The following is a 23,031-nucleotide window of genomic DNA, read 5'->3' as shown; positions in this document are numbered from 1 at the left end:
CACCAACGCCACCGATGCCCCAGCCGCCGAAGAAGCTTCGCAAGCAGTACCTCAACAGCGAGTACCCCACGGCTATCCTGCGCTTCGAGGACGGCCACGAGATTGCCGTCAAGCGCGGCACGGGCAAGACCTTCGACTGCTATGCCGGCGAGAACGTCAAGATTCTCGCGGTGTTCGATCCCGACGCGCGCGAGCGCGACCTGGTGGAGACGAAGCGCGCCGACGACTTCGACGACGCGTAACTGACGGACCCGGTGGCCGGTCCTTCCGCCATCCGGGAGCACGCATCGGTCGCGGCCGCGCGCAGCGCCCGTCGCCCGATTGTCGGGCTGGAGAGTTCGGTCTTCGCGCAGGGGCTGCCCATCCCCGCCAATCGCGAGGCCAATGTGCGGGTCCGCGCCGCCGTCCGGGCGCGCGGCGCGGTCCCCGCCATCACCGCCGTCGTGAAGGGCAAGCTGACCCTCGGTCTCGACGGCGACGACCTGTCGCGCTTCCTGCTGCGCGAGGGCATCCACAAAGTCTCGGCGCGCGACCTGCCGGTGGCGATCGCCCAGAAACTCGACGGCGCCACCACCGTTGCCGCCTCATTGGCCATCTGCGCCAAGGCCAACGTGCGCGTATTCGCCACCGGCGGAATCGGCGGCGTGCACCGCGACGCGCCCTTCGACGAATCGGCGGACCTTGTCGAACTTGCACGACATCCCATCGTCACGGTCTGTGCCGGAGCCAAGAGCATCCTCGACCTCGGTGCGACGCTCGAACGGCTCGAGACGCTCGGTGTCACCGTGCTTGGTTTCGGCACGGACGAACTCCCCGGCTTCTTCACCCGGGAGACGGGTCTCGCGGTGCCCGCGCGTGTGGAGAGCGCGGCGGAGGTCGCTGCCATCGTCCGGGCGGCGGACGCCCTAGGACGCAGGACTGGCGTGCTTGTCTGCGTGCCGCCGCCGGCCGAGCACGCGCTGCCGCGCGAGGACGTCGAACGCGCGGTGGAGCAGGCGCTCGCCGCGGCCCGCGCGGAAGGGGTACGCGGCGCGGCAGTGACGCCCCGCCTGCTCGCCGCCGTGGAGCAGGCCACCGAAGGCCGGTCGTTGGACGCCAACCTCGCCCTGCTGGAGTCAAACGCTGCCATTGCCGCCGACATCGCGGTGGCCCTGGCCGGCGACCCCTGATTGGCACGAAACCCCGCTGTTGGTGCGGCGTACCGTGATATAGGTTAGGCAGAACCCCTCACGAGCTGGAGGCCTGACGCACGATGCCCTCTCCGTTCCTGAGTTCCGAGGAGTACGACGAGCGCGCGCACCAGCTGTACAACGAAGGCAACTACGACGAGGCACTCGCGTTGCTGCGCGAGGGCCTCGGTTTGTATCCGAACGCCGTCGAGCTGCACGTGGGCGTCGGCTACGCGCGCCTGGCCCGCGACGAGTTCGCCTGGGCCCGCCGCTCCTTTGAGGAGGGCTTGGTGCTCGATCCCGAGCACGAGGACGCCCTCGCCGGACTCGGCGAGGTGCTGCTGCGCCTCGGCCAGACGGCGGCCGCGCTCAAGTCGTTCCGCCGCATCCTCGAGCTGGGCTACGCCGACGACATCGAACTGATGCTGCAGGTCGGCCGCGCGCTCTTTCGCGAGGGGCTGATGGAAGACGCCAAGGAGTACTTCGATGTCGCGGTGCAGCAGACCCCCGACAACGCCGAGGCCGTGGCGATGGTCGGCTACGCGCAGCACCGGCTGGGCGAGGAGGACGCGGCGGTGGACACGCTGCGCCGCGCGCTGCAGCTGGACCCCGAGCACGCCGAGGCGCGCATCTACCTCGGCAACATCCTCTACGACCAGGGTGAGTACGAGGCCGCGCTCTACCAGCTCGACCGCACCAAGCCCGAGGAGCACTGGGACGAACTCGGCATCTGGCGCCTGCTGGAACTCAAGAAGTCGCACCTGCGCGTGAAGGACGACGATCCCTCGCTGGCCATCTGGACGGAGCGGCTTGGTGAACTCGCGCCCACGCCGGACCCGCTCGACGAGATGCTCTCGGAGATCGAGCAGCGGGCCGCGGACCGCGAGCAGCAGCAGGCGCGCTCGCAGCTCGAGCTCTTCGGTGCCTTGCTCACCGACCTCACGGGCCAGAAGGAAGGTGTGGAGCGCCACAAGGTCGTGGGCCGCGACGGGCGCAGCTATGAAGGCAGCTGGACGGAGATCGTCACCGAAATGCGGGACGCCGCGATGGGGCCGCCCGACCGCACGCTCGAGGAGTTCATGCAGGCCGAGGCGCGGCGTGGCTTCGCGCTCACCGGCATCCTGATTCCCACGCGCGACGCCGAGAGCTTCCTGCGCGCGAGCGCCGACGCCGGCCTTCTCCGGATCCTCCACTGATCGCGCTGCGGAACGTCGGGAAGACGTACCGTCCGCTCCTCGGCGCGCCGGTGCGCGCCGTCGCGGAGGTGGACCTCGACGTCGCCGCCGGCGAGGTCGTGGGCATCGCCGGACCGAACGGGGCGGGGAAGAGCACGCTGATCGCCATGCTGATGGGGTTCATCGCGCCGGACGGCGGCAGCATCTCGATCGACGGCCTGGCCCCGCGTGCCTTCGTGGAGCGCGAGGGCATCGGCTACCTGCCCGAACTGATGACGCTGCCGCTCACTTGGCGCACGGAGGAGACCCTGCAGCGCCTGGCCGCGCTCGCGGACGTGCCGGCGGTGGAGCGCAGCGCCGTCGTCACTCGCGTCATCGATGCCGTGGGCATCGGGGAGCACCGGCGCAAGAAGCTGAAGACCCTGTCCAAGGGCAACCTGCAGCGCGTGGGTCTCGCGCAGTCGCTGCTCACCGAACGGCGCGTGATGATCTTCGACGAGCCCACGCACGGGCTCGACCCGGTGTGGACGGCGCGCTTTCGGGACATCGTCGCCGGCCTGCGCCGTCCGGACCGCGCGATGCTCATCGCCTCGCACAACCTCGACGAGCTGGAGCGGCTGTGTGATCGCGTGGCCATCATCGACGCCGGCCGCATCCAGCGCGTGGTGGAGATGCGCGGCGCGCAGGTCTCGTCCGAAGTCCGCAGGTGGCGCATCCGCTGCGCCGCGGGCGCCGAGGCACTGGCCGCGCAGCTGCTGGACGCACGGGTCGAGGGCAACGATGTCAGCTGTGCCACCGACCTCGTGTCGCTCAACAGGGCGTTGGCCGTTGCCATCGCTGGGGGAACGCTCATCTCGGCCATCGTGCCCGCGGAGTCGTCGTTGGAAGAGGCCTTCCGCAACGCGGTGACGGCCCGGTGACGCTCCGCCCCTTGCTTGCCTACGCGCCCTGGCAACTGCGCGAGATGTCCGTGAAGGCCCTGTCGCCGTTGCTGGTCTTCGCCCTGTTGGTATCGCTGCCCTTGTGGGCCGCGGCCGGCACGAACGCGGGAACGGATGGCTCCGACGCGTCGCTGCAGATGATGAAGCTGAACCTGTTCCAGAGCATGGCGGGTCTCTGCGTGCTCATCGGCGGTCTCGTGGTCGCCAACGGCACGATCTCCACGGACCGCGAGCGCCAGCACGTGCGCTTCCTCTTCGCCCATCCTGTCTCACCATTGGCGTTCTACCTGCAGCGCTACATCGTCGGGACGCTCGCCGTGTCGGCGCTCTTTGTGATTGGGCCAGCGGTGTATTCGTCCGCGGTCATCGAGGTGCCCGTGTGGGGCGCGCTGCAGGCCATCGTGCTGAGCTGCCTGTTCTATGGCGCGCTGACGATGCTGGCGGGCGCCGTGACCGCGAAGGACGGCGCGTTGGTCATCGGTGTCTTCCTCGTGGGCAGCGTGACGCAGCAGCTGACCGCGGCCGACACCGCGCCGCAACTGGTGCGCATCATCGCGACGATCATGCCGCCCGTGAATGACGTGGGCGACCACATCCGCTTCCTGCTCGGGGGACGGATTGGCCGCGATCCGATGCCGCTCTGGGGCGTGGGTCTGTGGACGGCCGGCATGCTGGGGGCCGCGATGGCGTTGGTTCGCCGCGGCCCGATGGTGCGTTGAGGCGATGCCCGCCCCCAGCGCGCTCCTGCCGCCGGACAGTGTCCGCCGCGAACGCCTGCCCAACGGGCTCACCGTGCTGGCCCGCCGCGACACCACGGCGCCCGTGGTGGCCATCGTCACCTGGGTAAAGGCCGGCTACTTCGACGAGCCTGACGACACGGTGGGCATCGCCCACGTGCTCGAGCATATGTACTTCAAGGGCACGCCCACGCGCGGGGTCGGCGAGATCGCGCGGGCCACGAAGGCCGCCGGCGGCTATCTCAATGCCGGCACCATCTACGACCACACGCACTACTACGCAGTGCTGCCGGCCAGCGGCTTCGCCGCCGCGCTCGAAGTGCAGGCCGACGCCTACGCCAATTCGGTGATCGACGCCGAGGAGCTCAGGCGCGAGCTCGAGGTCATCATCGAGGAGACCAAGCGCAAGGCCGACTCGGCGGGTCCCCTCTCACTGGAGACGATGTTCGCGCTGCTGCACGACAGGCACCGCATCCGTCGTTGGCGCATGGGACGGGCCGACGAGCTCCGGGCGCTGTCCCGCGAGCAGCTCGTCGCGTTCTATAGGAACTACTACCGGCCCTCGAACACCGTCCTCGCCATCGTCGGCGACGTGGATCCAGACCAGGCCATCGCCGAGGCGCTGAAGCGATACGGGCATCTCGAGGATGCGCCGGTGGCGCGTACGCCGGGCCCGCGTGAGGAGAGGCCTTCCGGCTTCCGCCTGCGCGAGTGGGAAGGCGACATCACGCAGACGGAGCTCATCTTCGGGTGGCGGACGCCGGACGTCGACCACCCCGACTCGCCGGTGTTGGACCTGTTGTCGACGGTGTTGGCCGGCGGACGCGCGGGACGCCTCGTGCGCGCGACGCGCGATCGCCGTCTGGTCTCGAACATCTCGGCCTACGACTACGTGCCGACCGAGATGGGCGTGTTCGTCATCCACGCCTCGGCGCGCCCAGAGCACGCTACCGAAGCCGCACGGACGATCTACGACCAGATTGCCCGCGTGCGCGCCGGCGAAATCACGCCTGCCGAGGTCGAGCGTGCCAAGCGGTTGATCGAGGCGCAGTGGCTGCGACGCCTCGAGAGCGCCGACGGCCAGGCCAATTTCCTCGGCGCCTGGCAGCTGATGGGCGATTGGGAAGCAGGCCTGCGTTATCAGGATGCCGTGCTCTCGGCAGATGTCGCCGAGCTCACGCGCGTGGCGCAGCAGTGGCTGGACCTCGACAACTTCGCGCTGGTGGCGTATCGCCCGCGCGGGGCGGAGCCGCTCGGCGCCGACTCTGCGGCGGTACGTGCCACGCTCGCCGCACCTGGCATCAAGCCGTTGGAGCCAAGTCCCTCGCCGTCGCGCCCGCGGACGCCGCCGCCCTTGGGCGCCACGCTCGAGCGCGAGGTGGATGGCGTGCACGTGTATCGCACGCGCACCGGACTTCCCATCCTCGTGCGCCCGAGGCCTGGCGCCTCGCTCGCGCACCTTGGGGTGTTTGTCGCCGGCGGCGTCATCGCCGAGTCGGTGGGCAACAGCGGCATCTCCACGTTGATGGCCCGTGCGATGCTGCGTGGCACGCAGCGACGCAGCGCCACACAACTGGCCGAGGATGCCGAGCGCTTGGGCGGCGTTCCGGTGGCGAGCGTGGGCACGGAGAGCATGCAGTGGACCATCGGCGTCCCGGGCGGACGTCTCAGCGACGCGGCGGAACTGCTGGGCGATCTCGTGATTGCCCCGACCTTCCCCAGCGACGGCGTTGAGGCCGAGCGTGCGGTGGCCATCGCCTCGCTCGGCGCACTGCGTGACGATATGTATCGCCAGCCGATGCGGCTGGCCGCCGAGCTCGCCTGGCCGAATCACCCGTACGGACGTTCGACCCTTGGGTCCGAGGAGTCCGTGCGCGCGTTCACACCCGAGGCACTCGCCGCTTGGCATCGGGAGCAGGTGCTGCGCGGCAATGCCGCCATCGCCGTGGTCGGCGACGTCGATCCGCGCGAGACAGCGGAGCTGCTCGCGTCGTGGTTCGCGCGGCTCGAGGAGATGCCGCGGCCCGGAATTGCACGGCCGCAGTGGCCCGCGCAGGGTGGGAGCAGTGTGGACGCACGGGAGAAGAAGCAGACGGCGATGGCGTTGCTCTTCGAGGGACCGGATCGCCAGGACGCGGCCCGATTCGACGCCGAGATGCTGAGCGGCGTGGCCAGCGGATTGGGGGGCCGCTTCTTCGAGGAGCTACGCGACCGGCAATCGCTGGCCTACACCGTGATGGCGCGGCCCTACGCGCGTGCCGTGGGCGGGACCTTTGCCGCCTACATCGCCACGTCGCCGGACAAGGAGGACATTGCGCGCGAGGGCCTCCTGCGTGAGTTCGCCAAGCTTTGCGAGACAGCGGTCAGCGACGTGGAGCTCGAGCGTGCGCGGCAATACGCCATCGGTGCCTGGCAGATCCGCCAGTCATCGGGGGCGGCCGTGCTCAGCGACGTGGCGGACGCGTACCTCTGGGGCGCGCTTGAGGACCTGGCGCGCTATCCGCAGGAGCTTTCGCGCGTCACGCCAGGGTCGATGCGCGAGACGGCGGCGCGCTTGTTCGATCCGGCGCGGCGTTTTGAGGGGATCGTGCGCGGTCGCGCCTAGCAGTCTCGCGTCGTCGGGCGCGCCACGGCGGCTGCCCGTTCGCGTTCAGCGCGACTTGGCAGGCGGGTGGCCCAGCGTCGCGTTCAGCCAGCGCACCAACGGCAGCAGCGCTGCGTAGTCCTTCAGGATCGTCGGCACCAGCTTCGGCGACAGCGCTTCCGCATCCGTCAACTCACGCGACGCGGTGAACGACGCGAAGCGCAGCCAGTCGGCGGCGGGATGATCGGGCGCGAATCCGCGCGGTACGCGCGTCAAACGCACGCCGGCCTCATCATCGGTGAGCCCGCCGAAGCGCTTGGTGAACGCCGCCGCCTTCACGATCCGAGCGAACGGCCGATGGTCCTCGGCGATTGCCTCGCGCAGCACGTTAAGCTCGGGTCGCGCCGGCATCCAGAAACCACCCGCGACCATCGACGCGCCCGGTTCCAGGTGGAAGTAGAACCCCGCGCCGCCGTGCGCCTCCCGCCCCACGCCGCGGCCGGCATCGCGATGGAAGACCCACAGCGCCGCGTGCGTCTTGTACGGCGACTTGTCCTTCGAGAAGCGCACGTCGCGGTAGATGCGGAAGAGCGCCCGCTTCGGCGGCGCCACGAACTCGGGCGCCAGCTTGGCGAACTGCACATCCAGTTCTTCCGCCAGATGCTGCAGCGGCTGCTTGATCGCGCGTTCATACAGCCCACGGTTCTCCTCGAACCAGGGCTTGTTGTTGTTGCGCTTCAGGCCCCTGAGGAACTTGAAGGCCTCTGGAGAAAAGCCGCCGAAGGCGCTCACCGCGAGCGCCCAGGAGTGCCCTGCAGCCGCCGTGACTTCACGGCTGGCCGCCCGGCCGTCTTGCGTTCGGGTTCGGGAGCCGCGCGCCGCCGGGCGCGCCGACCACGGTGGTCAGCGAGCGGTGCCCGTTGGCGCCTACCGCGCGCACGCCCACCCACACGTCGTCGAGCTGCTCGTCCAGCAGGAACTCCGTGACGTTGCCGGCGGGCACGATGCGCGTGTAGGTCGGCGCGGTGGTGCGGCGCACGAGCAGTTCATAGCTCGCCGCGCCGGGAACGGCGTCCCAGCGGATCGTGAACGACTGTCCGCCAGAGGCGCGGTCGCGCGCGTACGCGGTGCGCGTGGGCCGTGATGGCGCCGAGGCCAGCGAGACGACCGTGGCGAGGTTGAGCCGCGCCACCTTGGCCACGTAGCCGAAGTTCACGTATTGCAGCTCGTCGGTCGGCAGGTGCTGCTGCTTGTAGTTCTCCAACCGCTCGCTGAAGCGCAGGGCTGGAAGACCCTTGCGATGGAACGGCGCGTGGTCGCCACCACGGCCAAGCCGGTCGAGCCGCAGCACGGGAATCACCTCGAAGTCCGGCTGATACAGTGCGCCAGCCGCCCAGACGTATCGCGCCAGCTCACTGCCGCCCAGCGCCAGCGAGTCCACCGCGAACACGCGCACTGAGGTCGAGTCCACGCGCCCGTCGTCGGCGACCACGTTGCCGACGATGTCATCGGTGAACGCCGCCGTCACCGTCTTGCCCTCGCGCTCCAGCCGGTCGGCGAAGATGCCCGAGCCCAGCAGTCCCAGTTCCTCGCCCGTGTAGAGCACGAAGGCCACGGTCTGCTCAAGACCCTGCGGGAATTGCTTGCCGACGACCCGCGCCAGCTCCATCACGGCGACGGTGCCGGAGCCGTCATCGTCCGCGCCCGGCGCATCACTGGTGGCGTCCATCGAGTTGACGGAGCAGATGCAGGAATCGAAATGCCCGCCGATCACGACCACCCGCGACGTATCGCGGCCCGGCAGCCACGCCACGACGTTCACCAGGTGCCAGGTCGGGCGCTCCGGGTGCCGCGTGATGACGGCCGAGCCGGTGTCGTACTCGATGCGCAGGCAGTTGCCGCAGTCCTTGGAGAACTGCGTGAGCTGGCTGTGGATCCAGCGTCGCGCGGCGCCGATACCGCGCGTCTGCGAGACAGTGTCGCTCAGCGTGTGCCGTGTGCCGAAGGACACGAGCACCGAATCCATCGCTCTAAGACGAGCCGGATCCACTTCCCGAATCGCGGCGGCGATGCGTGGGTCGCGCTGGAAGCCGAGGGTGGAAGCCGTCGATTGCGCGCCGAGTGTGGGTGCGAACGCGAGGCTCAGGCCGGTGCTCAGCGCCAGCGTGGCGGCAGGTGCGAAGGCGGCGCTGAACGCAAGCGCACCGCGCAGGATGGCGGAACGAATCTGGATCACGGGCAGGGACCGTCGGTTGGGGTCGCGGGCTGTGGTCCGGCACCGCCGCGAGCGGGCGGTGCTAGAACATCGACATCGCAAGAAACGAACGAAGCGAGTCGTTCGTTGCCCTCAGTCGGCCGGAAAGGAGCCGCACGCAACTCCACAGCACCTTGTAGGCGATCTCGCGGTTGAAGTCGAGCAACAGCTCGAAGTCGCTGCGCGAGATGGTCAGCACCTTGGTGCCGCCGTTGGAGATGGCGTCCGTGGAGCGCTCGGAGCGGTCGAACACGGACATCTCGCCGAACAGGGCGCCGGGCTTGAGCACGGCCAGGGCCTCCTCGCCGCTGCCGGGCACCATGCGCGAGATGCGCACGTCACCCTCGACGATCAGGAACAGGCGGCTGCCGGCCTCGCCCTCCTTGAAGATGTACTCCCCGGAGACGAAGTCCTTAGTCTTGCAGACCTCCGCCACGCGGGCGAGTTCGCCGTCATCAAGGTCCTGGAAGATGGCGACGCCGCGCAGCAGCGCGACCGTGTCGGTCATCGAATCCTCGTCTGGGTCGGAAGGGCCGGAAACGGAACCTACCCCACGAAAACGGGGGGTCGCAAGCTTTGGGCCAGCGGGGAGCGGCTGTAGCTTCCGCCCCCATGCGACTGAACTTCGGCCTGGCCGCGCTCGTTCTCTGCTGGGCGGCCCCCGCCAAGGCCCAGCGAGCCGACCCGCGCGCCGTGAGTGCGAACCCCCAGTGGGAGCTGTTCGCGGACGCCGGGGCCTCCCGCACACCGGACGCCTTCGCCGGTGCTGGTGTGAACCTGCGCGCGGGCTGGTACGTGCGCGTCGCGGGCCTGGTCTCAGCTGGCGCGGTGCGCGGCCGCGACGACGTCTGGCGCGGCGCGCAGCGAGCAGACTTCGCGGTTCGCTTCCACCTGGACCCCTTCGGTGAGCGGCCGCGCGGCCTCTACGGTGGGGCGGGGGTCAGCGCCCGCTTCGTCGAAGGCCGCGCCGACCCGGTGCTCACGCTGCACGTGGGCGTCGAAGGCGCGCGCCGCGGCGCCTGGATCCCCGCGGCCGAGCTGTCCATGGGCGGCGGCCTGCGGCTCGGCGTGGCGCTGCGCCGGACGCGGCAGTCTGGCACGCGCTGATTCGAGATCGGCGCGCCGAAAATTTGCCACAGAGGCACAGAGACACAGAGGGCTCATTCGCGAGCCGACACCTCTGTGCCTTCTCTCTATGGAACTGAAGGGGGTCTTGACGGAGAAATCTCTTCGCCGAGCCCCCAAAGAAGTTGCCGTTGGACTAGACACAGAGGCCACCGTGCGCGCTCAACCCTCTGTGTCTCTGTGCCTCTGTGGCAAAGCAGTTCCCCCGCATCCCCAAAAAACAACAAAGCCCCGGCGTGCTCGCCGGGGCTTCGAAGTCCTGCTGATCAAACCGCGCTGACCGCGTCGAGCTCGTCTTCGGGAGCGTCCTTCGCGTCGGCGTCCGACTCGGCCTCTGCGGAGGGGGCCGGCGACGGGGCCGGCTGCTTCACCGTCGGGGCGGCAAACCGCTCGCCCAGGACTCGCAACTCCGCGACCTGCTTCTGGCTCAACTCGTGGTAGCGGTCCGCGAGAAACTTCATCGTCTCGTCGAACCATTCCTTCTGGTGTTCCGGCGCCGAGCCGATCACCCCACAGCGCATCACGTGCTGGAACAGCTCGTCTCGCGCCTGGTCGAACGGCGTCGGGGCCGCGGCCATCGGGCGGCCGCGATTACGCTGTCTGCTCATTTCGTCCGGCTTAAGGTTCGGATGGGAGGACTTTCCGCCCATCCGCGAAAGATAACCCCTTGCGCCCCATTCTCATACCCCACGCGAAGCGGATACATTGCGAGATTCCCGTCACAACGCTCGCGCTCCGGAGACGCCCGTGTCCAAGAAGTCCCTCAAGGCCAACAATGGTTCCTTTGTCGCTATCCTCGCCGTCGTCGCCGTCGTCGGCGTCGGGGCGATCGGTTGGGTGATGTCGCGCCAGGGAACGGTGCTCACGCTGGATCCGGCGACGCTGCCGGCCGTGGACGCGGCGGGCATCCTCAAGGGCAACCCGGACGCCCCGGTGCAGGTCATCGAGTTCGGCGACTTCGAATGCCCGGGCTGTGCCTACTACGCCACCGTCACGGGCCCTGACGTGATGAAGCGGCTTGTCGAGACGGGCGAGGTGTCCTTCCGCTTCTTCGACCTTCCGCTCGACATCCATCCGAACTCGGTGCCGGCTCACAACGCGGCCCACTGTGCCAACGAGCAGGGCAAGTTCTGGGAGATGCACGACCGCCTGTTCCAGGGCCAGTACGAGTGGAATACGCAGGCCACGCGCTCGCCGAAGCGGGTCTTCGAGCGCTACGCCCGCGACCTGAGCCTCGACGTGCGTCGGTGGAACGAGTGCTACGACTCCGAGAAGATGCTGCCGCAGATCCTCGCCAACCGGAACGAGGCCAACCGCCTGCGCGTGGGCTCGACGCCGACCTTCATCATCGGCGGGCGCATGATCGCGGGGGCGATTCCCTACGACCAGTTCCGTGCGATGGTGCTCGAGGCCAAGGTGCAGGCTGAGCTCGACAAGCCTGGCGATGGGGTGACCAAGGTTTCGGTGCCCTGATAACTGCTGGCCACAGAGGCACAGAGACACTGAGGTGTCGGGACGGGCGTAGGCCTCTGTGTCGGCTCCAACCACAACTTCCAAGGGGGCGTGGCGGACAGCTATGTCCGCCACGCCCCCTTAAGAATTCTGTCGGACTGGGCACAGAGTCGCTCGTGCTCGCTCAGCCCTCTGTGTCTCTGTGCCTCTGTGGCAAGCAGTTCACCCCTCCTTGTCCTCATACTGCTCTTTCAGCGACGCCACGACACCAGGGTCAGCCAGAGTCGTCGTGTCGCCCAACGCACGTCCTTCGGCGATGTCACGCAACAGTCGCCGCATGATCTTGCCCGAGCGCGTCTTCGGCAGGTCCGCCGAGAAGAGCACGTCATCCGGCCGGGCCAGCGCGCCGATCTTGGTCGCCACGAACTCGCGCAGTTCATCGCGGAGGTCGGTCGACTTCTTGAAGCCATCGCGCAGCGTCACGAAGGCGCAGACCGCCTGCCCCTTCAGCTCGTGCGCCTTGCCGACCACCGCCGCCTCGGCCACTGCGGGGTGCTCCACCAAGGCCGACTCCACTTCCATCGTGCCGATGCGGTGGCCCGCGACGTTCAACACGTCGTCCACGCGGCCGAGGATCCAGTAGAAGCCGTCGGCGTCCTTCTTCGCACCGTCGCCGGGGAAGTAGAGGTCCGGTCGGCCCTCCCACTTGGAGAAGTACGTCTGCACGTAGCGCGCGTCGTCGCGCCAGATCGTGCGCAGCATCGACGGCCAAGGCTTGGTCAGCGCGAGCAGCCCGCCGCCCTGGGGAATCTCCTGCGCCGTCGAGTCGAGCAGCGCCGCGTGATATCCCGGCAGCGGCTGCGTGGCGCTGCCGGGCTTTGTGGCGGTGACGCCCGGCAACGGCGAGATCACGATCGAGCCCGTCTCCGTTTGCCACCAGGTATCCACGATCGGGCAGCGTGAGCCGCCGATGTGCTCGTGGTACCACATCCAGGCTTCCGGATTGATCGGCTCGCCGACGGACCCCAAGAGGCGCAGCCGCGAGAGGTCGTGCTTCCGCGGATGCTCCACACCCCACTTCATGAAGGCACGGATCGCCGTCGGCGCCGTGTAGAGGATCGTCACGCCGTGCCGCGCGCAGATGCTCCAGAATCGATCACGCTCCGGCCAGTCAGGCGCGCCTTCGTACATCACGCAGGTCGCGCCGTTCGCCAGCGGGCCGTACACCAAGTACGTGTGCCCCGTGATCCAGCCCACGTCGGCCGTGCACCAGAACACGTCCTCTTCCTTCAGGTCGAACACGTACTTGGTCGAACTCGCCGCACCGGTGAGATAGCCAGCCGTCGTGTGCACGATGCCCTTCGGTTTGCCCGTCGTGCCCGAGGTGTAGAGGATGAACAGCACGTCCTCGGCGTCCATCGGCTGCGGCGGGCAGACATCATTGGCCTGCTGCATCAACCGGTGGTACCAGTGGTCGCGGCCTTCCTTCATCTCCGCGTGCGCTTCGGTGATCGGCCCAGAGGCCCGACGTTGCACAACGACCACGTGCTTCACGCTTGGGCAACCCTCGACCGCACGGTCCGTGTTGCGCTTGAGCGGGATGATCTGTCCGCGCCGGTATCCGCCGTCCGCCGTGATCACCACCTTCGCTTCGGCGTCGTTCATCCGGTCGCGTAGCGATTCGGGTGAGAAGCCGCCGAATACCACCGAGTGGATGGCGCCGATCCGCGCGCAGGCCAGCATCGCCACTGCGGCCTCGGGAATCAGCGGCAGGTAGATGCCGACACGATCGCCCTTCTGCACGCCAAGCGACTTGAGCACGTTCGCGAACTGGCGCACCTCGCGGGCGAGCTCCCAGTAGGTCATCGTGCGGCGGTCGCCCGGCTCGCCTTCCCAGACGATGGCCGCCTTGTTGCGCCGCGCGCCGGCCAGGTGGCGGTCGAGGCAGTTCTCGCTCACGTTGAGCTCGCCGCCGACGAACCACTTGGCGTGGGGAGGCGTCCAGTCGAGGACACGGGTCCACGGCTTGCTCCACTTCAGGCTCTCTGCCTGCGAGGCCCAGTAGCGCTCGAAGTCCTTCGCGCCCTCGGCGTGCAGGGACCCGTCTCGCACGAGCGCGGCACTGCGGAAGGAAGCGGACGGCGGAAAGCTCCGCGTTTCTGTGAGGAGGTCGCTGATCTCGGTCATGGCCCAATGCTAGGTCGGCGGACGGCCGCTGGCTACCGCGGTGCGGCTACGGTGCGGCTACGGTGCGGCTACGGCGCGGCTACGGCGCGGCTAAGGAGCGCCGACGGGTTGGCCCGCCGACCGACCACGGCGGCTACAGGTGCCGTCTCAAGGCGCGACAGTGACGCGTGATTTGCCGACTCCCTTGCAAGGCGCACCGACGCGGGAGATCCGTCACAGCGTGACGAGCGTATAACACGCCTAGCGGCAATCACTTACAGTTCGAGTGCGCGTGGCACGGCTCTGGCTTATCAGAACCAGCAAACGCGCAGTACGCCACACCGATAAGAGCAAACCCGTCGCGAGGCGGGGACGCAAAGCCAGGAGTCTCGGAACGTTCGAGATCGTCCGGTTGCCGAAGGTGGTTCACCCACGGGGCAGCGCCCCGATGGGAGAGCTGTATTCGACAGCACCTGGCATCGACCGTGGCCTCTGCACCAGCAGGGGAACCCAACAATGCCAGAAGAGCGATCCACCACATATGTAGCTCCGCCGTCGCTTACCAACCGTGAGCGCGCGTCCTGTCGTGATGCCGTACTATCCGCCGTTGAAGGCGCCGCGCGCCGCGGGGACCACGTGGTCGTGGTCGATATGCTCGCCACCCGCGAGATCGACGCCTCCGGACTCGGCTGCCTGATCCTCCTCCAGAAGCGGGCGCGCGAGCGTGGGATGCGCACGCGGCTTTCTCAGGTTTCTGCCGACATCGCCACGCTGTTGGACTCGACAAGGCTGTACACGCTGTTTGAGGTCGAGCGGCGTCGATAGCTGCTTGTGCCAAGGCGAACCCGAAGCGCGCTTGTCCTGCGACGGCCCCTGCCCGTTCCGTGCGGCCCGCCGAGTCGGTAGCCTTCCCGTATGGGAATCTGCCGCCGACCGAGGCCGTGACTCCGCTGATCCAGGCCGAGGGCCTGCAGCGCGCCTTCGGGGCGCGGCGCGCGGTAGACGGCGTCAGTCTGGACCTCGGGCCGGGTGACGCCCTCGCGCTCTTCGGCCCGAACGGCGCCGGCAAGACCACCCTACTGCGCTTGTTGGCCGGCCTGCTCAAGCCCAGCGCCGGTCGCGCCGCGGTGGCCGGTCGCACGCTGCCGGCGGTTGAGGCCCGCAGCCGGGTTGGGCTGATCAGCCACCGGACGATGCTCTACGACGCGCTGACGGCGCGCGAGAACGTTCGCTTTGCCGCGCAGCTGCACGCACTGCCTGATCCGGACGCGAAAGTGCAGGCGTCGCTCGATGCACTTCGTGTCGCCGACCGCGCGGACGTCCCCGTCCGCGCGCTGTCGCGCGGACTGCAGCAGCGCGTGGCCATCGCCCGCGCCATCGTGCACGCGCCGGATGTGTTGCTGGCCGACGAACCCTACACTGGACTCGATGAACTCGGCAGCGTCGCACTCACGGCGCTGCTTCGAGAACGACGTGAGGCAGGCGCCGCGCTGATCGTGGTCACGCACCATCTCCAGGAGGGCCTGGCGGTGGCCTCACAGGCGGCGGTGATGCGCGGCGGACGGTTCGTGCGCCACGACGACACCTCCGGCCTCGATGCGTCTGCCTACGCCGCCGAGTATCGGGAGCTCCTCTCGTGACCGCGCCCGTCGCTGGCCCGCCAAAGGCAGCCGCTGCCCATCCGGGCACGCTCGCCGCCGCCTGGCTCATCGCCCGGAAGGACCTCGCCATCGAGTTCCGCACGCGCAGCGCCTACCTCTCGGCGCTGGTGGTCTCGCTGCTCGCGGTGGTGATTTTCTATTTCACCTGGGACGCTACCGCGGTCACGCCGCTGGACATCGCGCCGGGCGTGCTCTGGGTGACCTTCACGTTCTCCGGGCTGCTGGGACTGCACCGCTCGTTCGAGGTCGAGGCGCAGGAGCGCGCGATGGATGCGCTGCTCGTCGCCCCCGTGCCGCGCGAGTCCATCTTCCTCGGTAAGGCGCTGGCCAACCTCGTCTTCGTGCTCGGGGTGCAGGCGGTGGCGCTGCCCGCCGTCGCGCTGTTCTACAACCTGCCCTTCGGCGTCATCTTCGGACCGCTGGCCGGCGTGATGCTGCTGGCGGCGATCGGTCTGGCCTGCATTGGAACGTTGTTCGCCGGGATCACGTCGAATACGCGAATGGCCGAGCTGCTGCTTCCGGTGCTGGCCCTGCCATTCTTCGTGCCGGTCGTGTTGCCCGCGGCCAGCGCGACGGCCAGACTGCTGGCGGGCCGGCCGCTGGCCGAGAGCATGGCCTGGCTGCGTATCCTGCTCGCCTTCGACCTCGTCTTCCTGTACGCGTGCACGATCGCGTTCCCCTTCACGCTCGACGACTGACCCTGACGTGACTTCCGACTCCCCGGCGCGCCCGCGCGGCCTCGATGCCTTCGGCATCGCCGCCATCGTCCTGATGGCCGCGGCCTTCGTGCGCGCCATCTGGTTCACGCCGCCCGACCGGCTGCAGGGCCTCGCCCAGAAGATCTTCTACGTGCACCTGCCCTCGGCCTGGGTGGCGTTCCTCGCCTTCGGGCTCACGGCCATCGCCGGCGGCGTGTGGCTGTTCCTCAAGGACCCGCGGCTGGATCGCTTCGCCGAGTCCTCGGCCGAGGTTGGCGTGATCTTCACCACGGGCGTGCTCATCTCGGGGCCACTCTGGGGCAGGCCGATCTGGGGCGCTTGGTGGGTCTGGGATGCGCGGCTCACGCTCACGCTGTTCCTCTGGTTCCTCTACCTTGGGTACCTCGTGCTGCGCGGCGCGGTGGACGACCGCACGGCGCGCGCGCGCTACTCGGCGGTCGTAGGGATCCTCGGGGCGCTGTTGATCCCGTTCATCCACCTCAGCGTGTACCTGTTCCGCACGCAGCACCCGATGCCGATCGTGGCGAACCCGACGGGTATTCAGATGCCGGCGTCGATGACGACCACGCTGTTCCTTGCCTTGTTCGCGTTCACGGTGCTCTACGTGGCGCTGGTGCGCGCGCGGATGGCGCTGGCCCGCGAGCGCGACGAACTCCTCGACGCCGCGGAGGCCTGAGCCGATGCCTGACAACGCCATCTATTACCAGGTCGCCTACGGAGTCTTGATCGCGATGTTCGTCGGATACGCGATTTCCATCGGCTGGCGTCGCCGCGCCCTCGCACGCCGCCGCGAGGCGGGTCGGCCGTCTCCGTGATCCATCCCTGGAAGGACCTGGAGCCCGGGCCGCAGCCGCCCGAGCGCGTGACGGCGGTGATCGAGATCCCACAGGGCGCGCGCAACAAGTACGAACTCGACAAGGACTCCGGGCTCTTCCGGCTCGACCGTGTGCTGTACAGCGCCGTGCACTATCCCGGCGACTACGGGCTGATCCCGCGCACGCTCCACGAGGACAACGACCCGCTCGACGTGCTGGTGATGATCAAGGAGCCGACCTTCACCGGCTGCCTGATTGACGTGCGCCCTGTGGGCGTGCTGCGCATGCTCGACAAGGGCGAGCCCGACGACAAGATCCTCGCGGTTCCGACGGACGACCCGCTCCACGGCGAGATCTTCGACATCGCCGACCTGCCGACGCATCAGCTCAAGGAGATCGAGCACTTCTTCGCGATCTACAAGGACCTTGAGGGCAAGCGCGTGGAGATCCTCGGCTGGGGCAAGAGCGAGGAGGCAATGCGTGTGGTGGACGAGAGCATCACGCGGTACGCGGCGGCGTATCTCTCGCAGGGGCCCTAGGCAGCAGCCGGGACGGCGGCCGCGAGGCTGGCCGCGATCGCCTACCGAAGCCGCGGAGGGTCCGACGGCCCGCCGAACCAACTACGCAGTTGCAGTCGCCACTCCTCAAGCCGGTCCTTCTTCGGCAGCTTGGTGACCACACTGATCGTGCCCAGCGTCGCGCCACCTCGCACGCGCACCATCGGCAGGCCGGCGGCGCCTGCCTGCGCCTTGTCCACGACCTCGGCCAGCATCGCGGTGCAGTCCACGTCTGCGCCGATGCCAAGCGGCAGGATCACCTTCACCTCGCCGAGGATGGCCTCGGCGTCGATGTCCATGCCCTCGGGCGGGATATCGGCCTCGCGCAGGTCCAGCACCACCGTGCCGAGCACGGCCCGCACGCGGGCGAACGACGGCGCGCGCCAGGCGCCTTCCTTCTTCACCTCGGCGAAGAAGGCGACGTAGCGCTTCTCGGAATCGCGGAGTCCGCTGGAGCGCGCCGGCGCGTCATACGTCGGCATCGGCGCTGGTGCGTTCGGCGCCAGCGCTGCGTTCCGCGAGATCGCCGGCAAGCCCTCGAGCACGGTGACCAGGGCCTGGCGATCCTGCGCGGCGTACACGAGCTCGAAGCGTCGTTCGAGTTCGCCGGTCGTGAGATGGTCCTGCGCGTAGTGGGAGCACAGCGCCTGCACAATGCGCTCGCGCTCAAGGTCGAGGCTCATGCCGAGAAGCTAGCGACGGTACTCGCCGTAGGCACCGCGGAAGTAGAGCAGGGGATTCGCGTCCCTCGTCTCGACCTCCAGCACCCTACCCACGAGAATCGTGTGGTCGCCGCCAGGGTGGCGGGCCTCGACGGCGCAGCTGAGCTGCGCCAGCGCGCCGCTGAGCAGCGGAAGCCCCTCAACGCCGCGTGTCAGGTCGATGCCCTCGAAGCGGTCCACGTCCTGGCGGGCGAAGCGCCGCGAGAGCTCAGACTGGTCCGCCGCGAGGATGTTGACCGCGAAGTGCTCGCACTGCGCCAGCACGGGTGCGACGGATGCGGTGTCGTCCACGCAGGCCAGCACCAGCGGCGGCTCCAGCGACAGCGAGGAAAACGCGCTCACCGTCATCCCCACATCGCGTCCCTTGGCGTCGCGCGCGGTGATGATCGTGACACCGGATGCGAATCGTGAGAGGGCGGCGCGGAAGTCGGAGGGGTTCACGCGTCAGAAACTAGCGAATTGGGCCGAACCCGTGGCAGAGCCGACCGTGCCTCCCGCACGACGCAGCCATTAACTTTGCCATCGGTTCCCACCAGCCTCCCCCGCTGAATGTCCGCCACGGTCGACCCGCTTGTTCCGCTCTCCCTGCTCGAGGCCATCCGCACGGTGGACCTCCCCGACGACGCGCTCGAGACCGAGTTCGTGGATGAACTCAAGGTGAAGCGTTTCGGGCTCAGCGATACGGTGCACGCCCAGATGCGGCGCTACGCCGAGGCCCTCAAGCGCGGGCAGCGCGTGAGCTTCGAGGAGGCGGCGGGCATCGCCAAGTTGATCGGGCGCCGTCCCGACGCGGAGGCGGTGTTCCGCGAGGCTGGGCGCGGGATGGCGCGACGCACCTACGAGCGCGCCCCCGCCTTCACGCGACGGTTGCTCCGAATCCTGCCCGGTGCGCTGGCCCGGCCGCTGGCGCTCGGGCAGGTGCGCAGCATCAGCCGACGCTACGTGGGCGGCGAGGTCACGCGTGTCGGCAGTTCGGTGCATCTCGAGGTGAAGGGTTCCGTGACGCGCGATGCCGCGCCCAAGCTGGCGGGCTGCAGCTTCTACGAGGCCTACCTTCGCGAGCTGATGCAGCGGCTCGTGGACGGCGTGGGCGCAGTCGAACACGTCAGGTGCGCCTCGCGTGGCGAGGGAACCTGCGAATGGCGCGCCCAGTGGCGCGTGGTGGCCTAACGATGCTCAGCGAACGCTCGCTCCCCGCCGTGCAGGCGGCGCTCCGTGGCGCCGGCCTCGATGGCTGGCTCATCTACGACTTCCGCGGGCTCAACCCCGTGGCCTCGTCTGTCCTCGGCCTGCGCGGCATGGTCTCACGACGGATCTTCGCGTGGCTTCCTGCCGAGGGGACGCCGGTGGCCATCACGCACGCCATCGAGCAGAGCCCCTGGGCCCAGTGGCCAGCGGCCTGGGAGAAGCGCGTGTACAGCGCCTGGCGCGCGCTGGAGCAGGAGCTGCCCACGTTGGTCAAGGGCAAGCGCATCGCGATGGAGTACTCGCCCGGCGATGCCGTGCCGGTGGTGGACCGCGTGCCGGCCGGCGTGCTGGAGATGATCCGCGCCGCCGGCGCGGAGGTGGTGACCAGCGGCGGGCTGGTCACGCAGTTCTTCGCGGTCTGGAGCGCCGAGGAGATGGCCTCGCACCGCAAGCACGCGGAACTGCTGCGGACCTACGCCCACGCCGCCTTTGCCCGCATCGGCGACGCAATCAAGGCGGGCAAGGCCATCCACGAGCACGAGGTGATGGCGTTCATCCAGGAGCGCTTCGCCGTCGACGGTCTCTGGACCGACCACGGCCCCAACGTCTCAGCCAGCGAGAACGCCGCGAACCCGCACTATGAGCCCTCGGCGGATGCGCCGCGACGCATCGTGGCGGGCGACGTGGTGTTGATTGACCTCTGGGCCACCGAGCCCGACAATCGACCCGGCGCGATGTGGGCGGACCAGACCTGGATGGCGGTCGTCGGAACGCCCGCCGCGAGGCATCAGGAAGTCTGGGCGGCAATTCGCGACGCGCGCGATGCGGCTATCGCCGTGCTGAGGGAGCGGGTCGGCGCAGGAAAGCCGATTGCCGGTCGAGAGGCGGATGCGGCCAGTCGTGCAGTGATCGAGGCGCGTGGCTTCGGGAAGTACTTCACGCACCGCACGGGGCACTCGATCGACGCGCGGGGCCTGCACGGGATGGGGCCGAACCTCGACGACCTCGAGACGCGCGACGAACGCGTGCTGCTGCCGGGCGTCGGCTTCTCGATCGAGCCCGGGATCTACCTGCCGGGCGAGTTCGGGATGCGCACCGAGGTGAATGCGTTCCTCGGACCCGACGGACTCGTCATCACGCCGGGAGAGATCCAGCGCGAGCTGATCGTGATCTGATCAGGCGCCGAACACGCGGTGGTCCAGCGCCATCGCGAGGAACAGCAGCGCCAGATACAGCAGCGAGTAGCCGTACACCCACCACGAGGGCTTCACGCGCGCCTCGGCGGTCGCGGAGCGCACGCGCCAGACGCCGCGCAGCAGCAGGGCGCCCAGCAGCGCCGCGCTCGCCAGGTAGAACCACCCGAAGGCGCCAAACGCCACCGGCATCAGCGTCAGCCCCACGAGCAGCACGCTGTACCACCACATCTGCTCGATCGTCTCGCGCTCGCCCCACACGAGGGGCGCCATCGGCACGCCGGCCGTGCCGTAGTCGCGCTGCTTGTTGAGCGCCAAAGCCCAGAAGTGCGGCGGCGTCCAATAGAAGACGATGAGGAACAGGAACCAGGCCGTGAGATCCAGCCGCCCCGTCACCGCTGCCCAGCCGACGAGCGGCGGGAAGGCACCGGCCGCACCGCCGATCACGATGTTCTGCGGCGACGCGCGCTTGAGCCAGCGCGTGTAGATGAACACGTAGAAGTAGAAGCCCGCCAATGCCAACGCCGCCGTGAGCACGTTGACATAGCGCGCCAGCATCCAGGTGGCCGCCGTGGCGATCAACACGCCGAAGGCCAGCACCGCGGTGGCGTGCATCCGCCCGCTGGGGATCGGCCGCAGCTTCGTGCGCGCCATCAACGGATCGATGTCGCGGTCGATGTACATGTTCACGGCGTTCGCGCCGCCGGCCATCAGGTAGCCGCCGAGCATCACGAGCAGCACCGTGCCAAGCGTGGGAACGCCCGCCACATACATCGGCGCCACGGTGGTGACCAGCAGCAGCGAAATGATGCGCGGCTTGGTCAGCGCGATCAGGTCGTTCGCGAGGCTTCGCGGCGCCGGCGTAGTTGCGGGTGCGGTCACAGCCCCGCCCCGGAGGCCGTGGCCGCGAACTCCAGTTCCATCACCGGCGGCGCGACGGTGGCCCGCCACGACAACCAGAGCACGAGCACGAGCACCAGCGCCGGCAGCCAGGCAAAGGCGCGCTCGATGAGCGGCACGGGGCCGCCGGCGGCCTGCCAGGCACGGGCCGTCGACCGCAGGATCATGATCTGTCCGAGGACGACGGCCAGCGCGGCGACAACGAAGATGAGGGTCGGGAGCGGCGCGGACATCGGGTGAATTATCGCCATACCACCTCCCTTCAGGGAGCCCTCGCGCGTAGTTTCGCGTGATGTCTTCCACTCCCGCGGCGCCCCGCGCCCCTGAGCTGCAGCGCAGCATCGGCCTCTGGAGCGCCATCGCCGTCGTCATCGGCTCCACCATCGGCTCGGGCATCTTCCGCTCGCCGGCGGGCATCGCGGACCGACTGCCCGGCCCCCTCCCAATGCTCTCGGCGTGGATCGCCGGGGGCATCTTTGCCATCTGCGGCGCGCTGACGATCGCCGAGGTGGCGAGCGCGCTGCCGAAGACAGGCGGCATCTACGTGTTCCTGAAGGAGGCCTGGGGCGACCTTGCGGCCTTCCTCTTCGGCTGGAGCCAGCTGGTGATGATCCGCGCGGCCTCGCTGGGAGCCATCGCCATCACCTGCGCCGAGTACTTCTTCCGCGTGATGGGCTGGGACCTGAACGCGGTGATGCCCGTGCGCTACGCGGCGGCGACGGCCATCCTGCTGACGGCCACGTTCAACATCGCCGGCGCGAGGGTGGGCGCGACGTTCACCAACGTGACCGTGCTGGCCAAGTACGGCGGCCTGCTGTTTATCGTCGTCGTGGCGCTGATCGTGGGCCTGCCGGCCAACGGCTTCTCGCACTTCACGCCGGCGGTGCCGCCCGAGAGCATCAGCATCCCGGCGTTCGGGCTCGCGCTGGTCAGCACGCTCTGGGCCTTTGATGGCTGGGCCGACGTGGCCTACAACGGTGGCGAGGTGCAGGACCCGCAGCGCAACCTGCCGCGGGCGCTGATCGGTGGCACGCTGATGGTGATGGCGATCTATCTGCTGGCGAACGTCGCGTATCTCACGGTGCTTCCGATCGAGGAGATGCGGACCTCGCGATTGGTCGCGGCTGACGTGGCGGAGATCGTGATCGGCGCCGGCGGCGTCGTGTTCGTCTCCGTGACGGTGATGGTGTCCACCTTCGGCACCTTGAACGCCGTGCTGTTCACGAGCCCGCGCATCTTCTTCGCGATGGCATCCGATGGGCTGTTCTTCCGCCCGGTGGCCAGCGTGCACCCCAAGCTGGGCACGCCCTGGGTGGCCATCCTGCTCACCGCGGCCCTCGGCGCGCTCTTCGTGCTGATGCGGACCTTCGAGCAGTTGGCGGACGCCTTCGTGACCGCCTTCCTGCCGTTCTATTTCTTGGCAGTAGCGTCGATTTTCAGGCTGCGGAAGCGTGCGGACTACGCGCCGAGTTTCCGTGTGCCGGGCTATCCGGTGGTGCCGCTGGTGTTTATGCTCGCCGTGCTCTACCTGCTTGGGAATGCCATCCTGAACCCCGCGAGTCGCTGGCAGACCATTGGGGTGCTGGGGGTCTGCCTAGCCGGTGCACCGGTCTATTGGCTGACCGTCGGGCGCAACCGGTAACGGTTCGGTTGCACTCGGTGGGCTGGCGTTG

Annotated in this window: 24 protein-coding genes and 1 riboswitch; of the genes, 16 read left to right on the top strand and 8 right to left on the bottom strand. The window is 68.8% G+C overall.

Going from position 1 to position 23,031, the window contains the following annotated elements:
- Positions 1-14: 14 nt before the first annotated feature.
- From KF709_04375 to KF709_04350, 6 genes are all read left to right on the top strand, one after another.
- Positions 15-242 (top strand): hypothetical protein, encoded by a 228-nt coding sequence (locus KF709_04375; GenBank protein ID MBX3173622.1) that lies wholly within the window; start codon positions 15-17, stop codon positions 240-242.
- 12 nt (positions 243-254) lie between these two features.
- Complete coding sequence (locus KF709_04370) at positions 255-1,169, top strand: pseudouridine-5'-phosphate glycosidase (protein MBX3173621.1); 915 nt, start codon at positions 255-257, stop codon at positions 1,167-1,169.
- Between the two features lie 83 nt (positions 1,170-1,252).
- Complete coding sequence (locus KF709_04365) at positions 1,253-2,365, top strand: tetratricopeptide repeat protein (GenBank protein ID MBX3173620.1); 1,113 nt, start codon at positions 1,253-1,255, stop codon at positions 2,363-2,365.
- Positions 2,366-2,415: 50 nt separating this feature from the next.
- Positions 2,416-3,264, top strand: a complete 849-nt coding sequence (locus tag KF709_04360) for an ABC transporter ATP-binding protein (protein ID MBX3173619.1) — start codon at positions 2,416-2,418, stop codon at positions 3,262-3,264.
- Positions 3,261-4,004 (top strand): hypothetical protein, encoded by a 744-nt coding sequence (locus tag KF709_04355; protein ID MBX3173618.1) that lies wholly within the window; start codon positions 3,261-3,263, stop codon positions 4,002-4,004. Before KF709_04360 ends, KF709_04355 begins: the two co-directional genes overlap by 4 nt.
- Positions 4,005-4,008: 4 nt before the next feature.
- The gene (locus KF709_04350; GenBank protein MBX3173617.1) at positions 4,009-6,627 is read left to right on the top strand and encodes an insulinase family protein; all 2,619 of its coding nucleotides are present in this window, start codon (positions 4,009-4,011) and stop codon (positions 6,625-6,627) included.
- Positions 6,628-6,672: 45 nt separating this feature from the next.
- Here the strand turns inward: KF709_04350 and KF709_04345 are convergent, their stop codons facing one another.
- From KF709_04345 to KF709_04335, 3 genes are all read right to left on the bottom strand, one after another.
- Positions 6,673-7,398, bottom strand: a complete 726-nt coding sequence (locus tag KF709_04345; GenBank protein MBX3173616.1) for a DUF2461 domain-containing protein — start codon at positions 7,396-7,398, stop codon at positions 6,673-6,675.
- 37 nt (positions 7,399-7,435) lie between these two features.
- Positions 7,436-8,842, bottom strand: a complete 1,407-nt coding sequence (locus KF709_04340; protein ID MBX3173615.1) for a M28 family peptidase — start codon at positions 8,840-8,842, stop codon at positions 7,436-7,438.
- 61 nt (positions 8,843-8,903) lie between these two features.
- Positions 8,904-9,368 carry a cyclic nucleotide-binding domain-containing protein gene (locus KF709_04335; GenBank protein MBX3173614.1) on the bottom strand — a complete coding sequence of 155 codons (465 nt, stop codon included), beginning with the start codon at positions 9,366-9,368 and terminating at the stop codon, positions 8,904-8,906.
- 104 nt (positions 9,369-9,472) lie between these two features.
- Between KF709_04335 and KF709_04330 the strand changes: the two genes are divergently transcribed.
- On the top strand, positions 9,473-9,967 hold the full coding sequence (locus tag KF709_04330; protein ID MBX3173613.1) for a hypothetical protein: 495 nt from the start codon (positions 9,473-9,475) through the stop codon (positions 9,965-9,967).
- A gap of 284 nt (positions 9,968-10,251) precedes the next feature.
- On the opposite strand, the gene KF709_04325 is transcribed toward KF709_04330, so the two are convergent.
- The gene (locus KF709_04325; protein ID MBX3173612.1) at positions 10,252-10,593 is read right to left on the bottom strand and encodes a hypothetical protein; all 342 of its coding nucleotides are present in this window, start codon (positions 10,591-10,593) and stop codon (positions 10,252-10,254) included.
- Between the two features lie 139 nt (positions 10,594-10,732).
- Here KF709_04325 and KF709_04320 point away from each other — a divergent pair, with 139 nt between their 5' ends.
- Positions 10,733-11,458 (top strand): DsbA family protein, encoded by a 726-nt coding sequence (locus KF709_04320; protein MBX3173611.1) that lies wholly within the window; start codon positions 10,733-10,735, stop codon positions 11,456-11,458.
- 201 nt (positions 11,459-11,659) lie between these two features.
- On the opposite strand, the gene acs is transcribed toward KF709_04320, so the two are convergent.
- Positions 11,660-13,624: an acetate--CoA ligase gene (gene acs / locus KF709_04315; GenBank protein MBX3173610.1), complete on the bottom strand. Its 1,965-nt coding sequence runs from the start codon at positions 13,622-13,624 to the stop codon at positions 11,660-11,662.
- Positions 13,625-13,942: 318 nt separating this feature from the next.
- Positions 13,943-14,023, top strand: a riboswitch (cyclic di-GMP riboswitch).
- A 96-nt stretch (positions 14,024-14,119) separates the two neighbouring features.
- Here acs and KF709_04310 point away from each other — a divergent pair.
- The 5 genes from KF709_04310 to KF709_04290 all read left to right on the top strand — a co-directional run bounded on the left by KF709_04310 (position 14,120) and on the right by KF709_04290 (position 17,337).
- Entirely contained in the window at positions 14,120-14,428 is a 309-nt protein-coding gene (locus tag KF709_04310) for an STAS domain-containing protein (protein ID MBX3173609.1), read from the top strand.
- Between the two features lie 116 nt (positions 14,429-14,544).
- Positions 14,545-15,243: a heme ABC exporter ATP-binding protein CcmA gene (gene ccmA, locus KF709_04305; GenBank protein ID MBX3173608.1), complete on the top strand. Its 699-nt coding sequence runs from the start codon at positions 14,545-14,547 to the stop codon at positions 15,241-15,243.
- Positions 15,240-15,962 carry a heme exporter protein CcmB gene (locus KF709_04300; protein ID MBX3173607.1) on the top strand — a complete coding sequence of 241 codons (723 nt, stop codon included), beginning with the start codon at positions 15,240-15,242 and terminating at the stop codon, positions 15,960-15,962. Before ccmA ends, KF709_04300 begins: the two co-directional genes overlap by 4 nt.
- 7 nt (positions 15,963-15,969) lie before the next feature.
- Positions 15,970-16,659, top strand: coding sequence for a cytochrome c biogenesis protein CcsA (gene ccsA / locus KF709_04295; protein MBX3173606.1), 690 nt, complete (start codon positions 15,970-15,972; stop codon positions 16,657-16,659).
- A 135-nt stretch (positions 16,660-16,794) separates the two neighbouring features.
- Entirely contained in the window at positions 16,795-17,337 is a 543-nt protein-coding gene (locus KF709_04290; protein ID MBX3173605.1) for an inorganic diphosphatase, read from the top strand.
- A gap of 41 nt (positions 17,338-17,378) precedes the next feature.
- Here KF709_04290 and KF709_04285 read toward each other — a convergent pair whose 3' ends face one another.
- Both KF709_04285 and KF709_04280 read right to left on the bottom strand, forming a co-directional pair.
- Positions 17,379-18,038, bottom strand: a complete 660-nt coding sequence (locus KF709_04285) for a DUF1707 and DUF2154 domain-containing protein (GenBank protein ID MBX3173604.1) — start codon at positions 18,036-18,038, stop codon at positions 17,379-17,381.
- Positions 18,039-18,047: 9 nt separating this feature from the next.
- On the bottom strand, positions 18,048-18,518 hold the full coding sequence (locus KF709_04280; GenBank protein MBX3173603.1) for a flavin reductase family protein: 471 nt from the start codon (positions 18,516-18,518) through the stop codon (positions 18,048-18,050).
- Between the two features lie 108 nt (positions 18,519-18,626).
- Between KF709_04280 and KF709_04275 the strand changes: the two genes are divergently transcribed.
- Both KF709_04275 and KF709_04270 read left to right on the top strand, forming a co-directional pair.
- Entirely contained in the window at positions 18,627-19,247 is a 621-nt protein-coding gene (locus KF709_04275; protein MBX3173602.1) for a hypothetical protein, read from the top strand.
- Between the two features lie 2 nt (positions 19,248-19,249).
- Positions 19,250-20,440: an aminopeptidase P family protein gene (locus KF709_04270; protein MBX3173601.1), complete on the top strand. Its 1,191-nt coding sequence runs from the start codon at positions 19,250-19,252 to the stop codon at positions 20,438-20,440.
- Here KF709_04270 and KF709_04265 read toward each other — a convergent pair whose 3' ends face one another.
- On the bottom strand, positions 20,441-21,700 hold the full coding sequence (locus KF709_04265; GenBank protein ID MBX3173600.1) for a heme o synthase: 1,260 nt from the start codon (positions 21,698-21,700) through the stop codon (positions 20,441-20,443).
- Here KF709_04265 and KF709_04260 point away from each other — a divergent pair.
- Positions 21,651-23,000, top strand: coding sequence for an amino acid permease (locus KF709_04260; GenBank protein ID MBX3173599.1), 1,350 nt, complete (start codon positions 21,651-21,653; stop codon positions 22,998-23,000). The genes KF709_04265 and KF709_04260 overlap by 50 nt on opposite strands.
- Positions 23,001-23,031: the final 31 nt, after the last annotated feature.

This window comes from Gemmatimonadaceae bacterium, assembly GCA_019637445.1.
Lineage (GTDB): Bacteria > Gemmatimonadota > Gemmatimonadetes > Gemmatimonadales > Gemmatimonadaceae > Pseudogemmatithrix.
The sequence above is the reverse complement of the archived record's forward strand: the minus strand, read 5'-3'. Positions and strand labels throughout refer to the sequence as shown.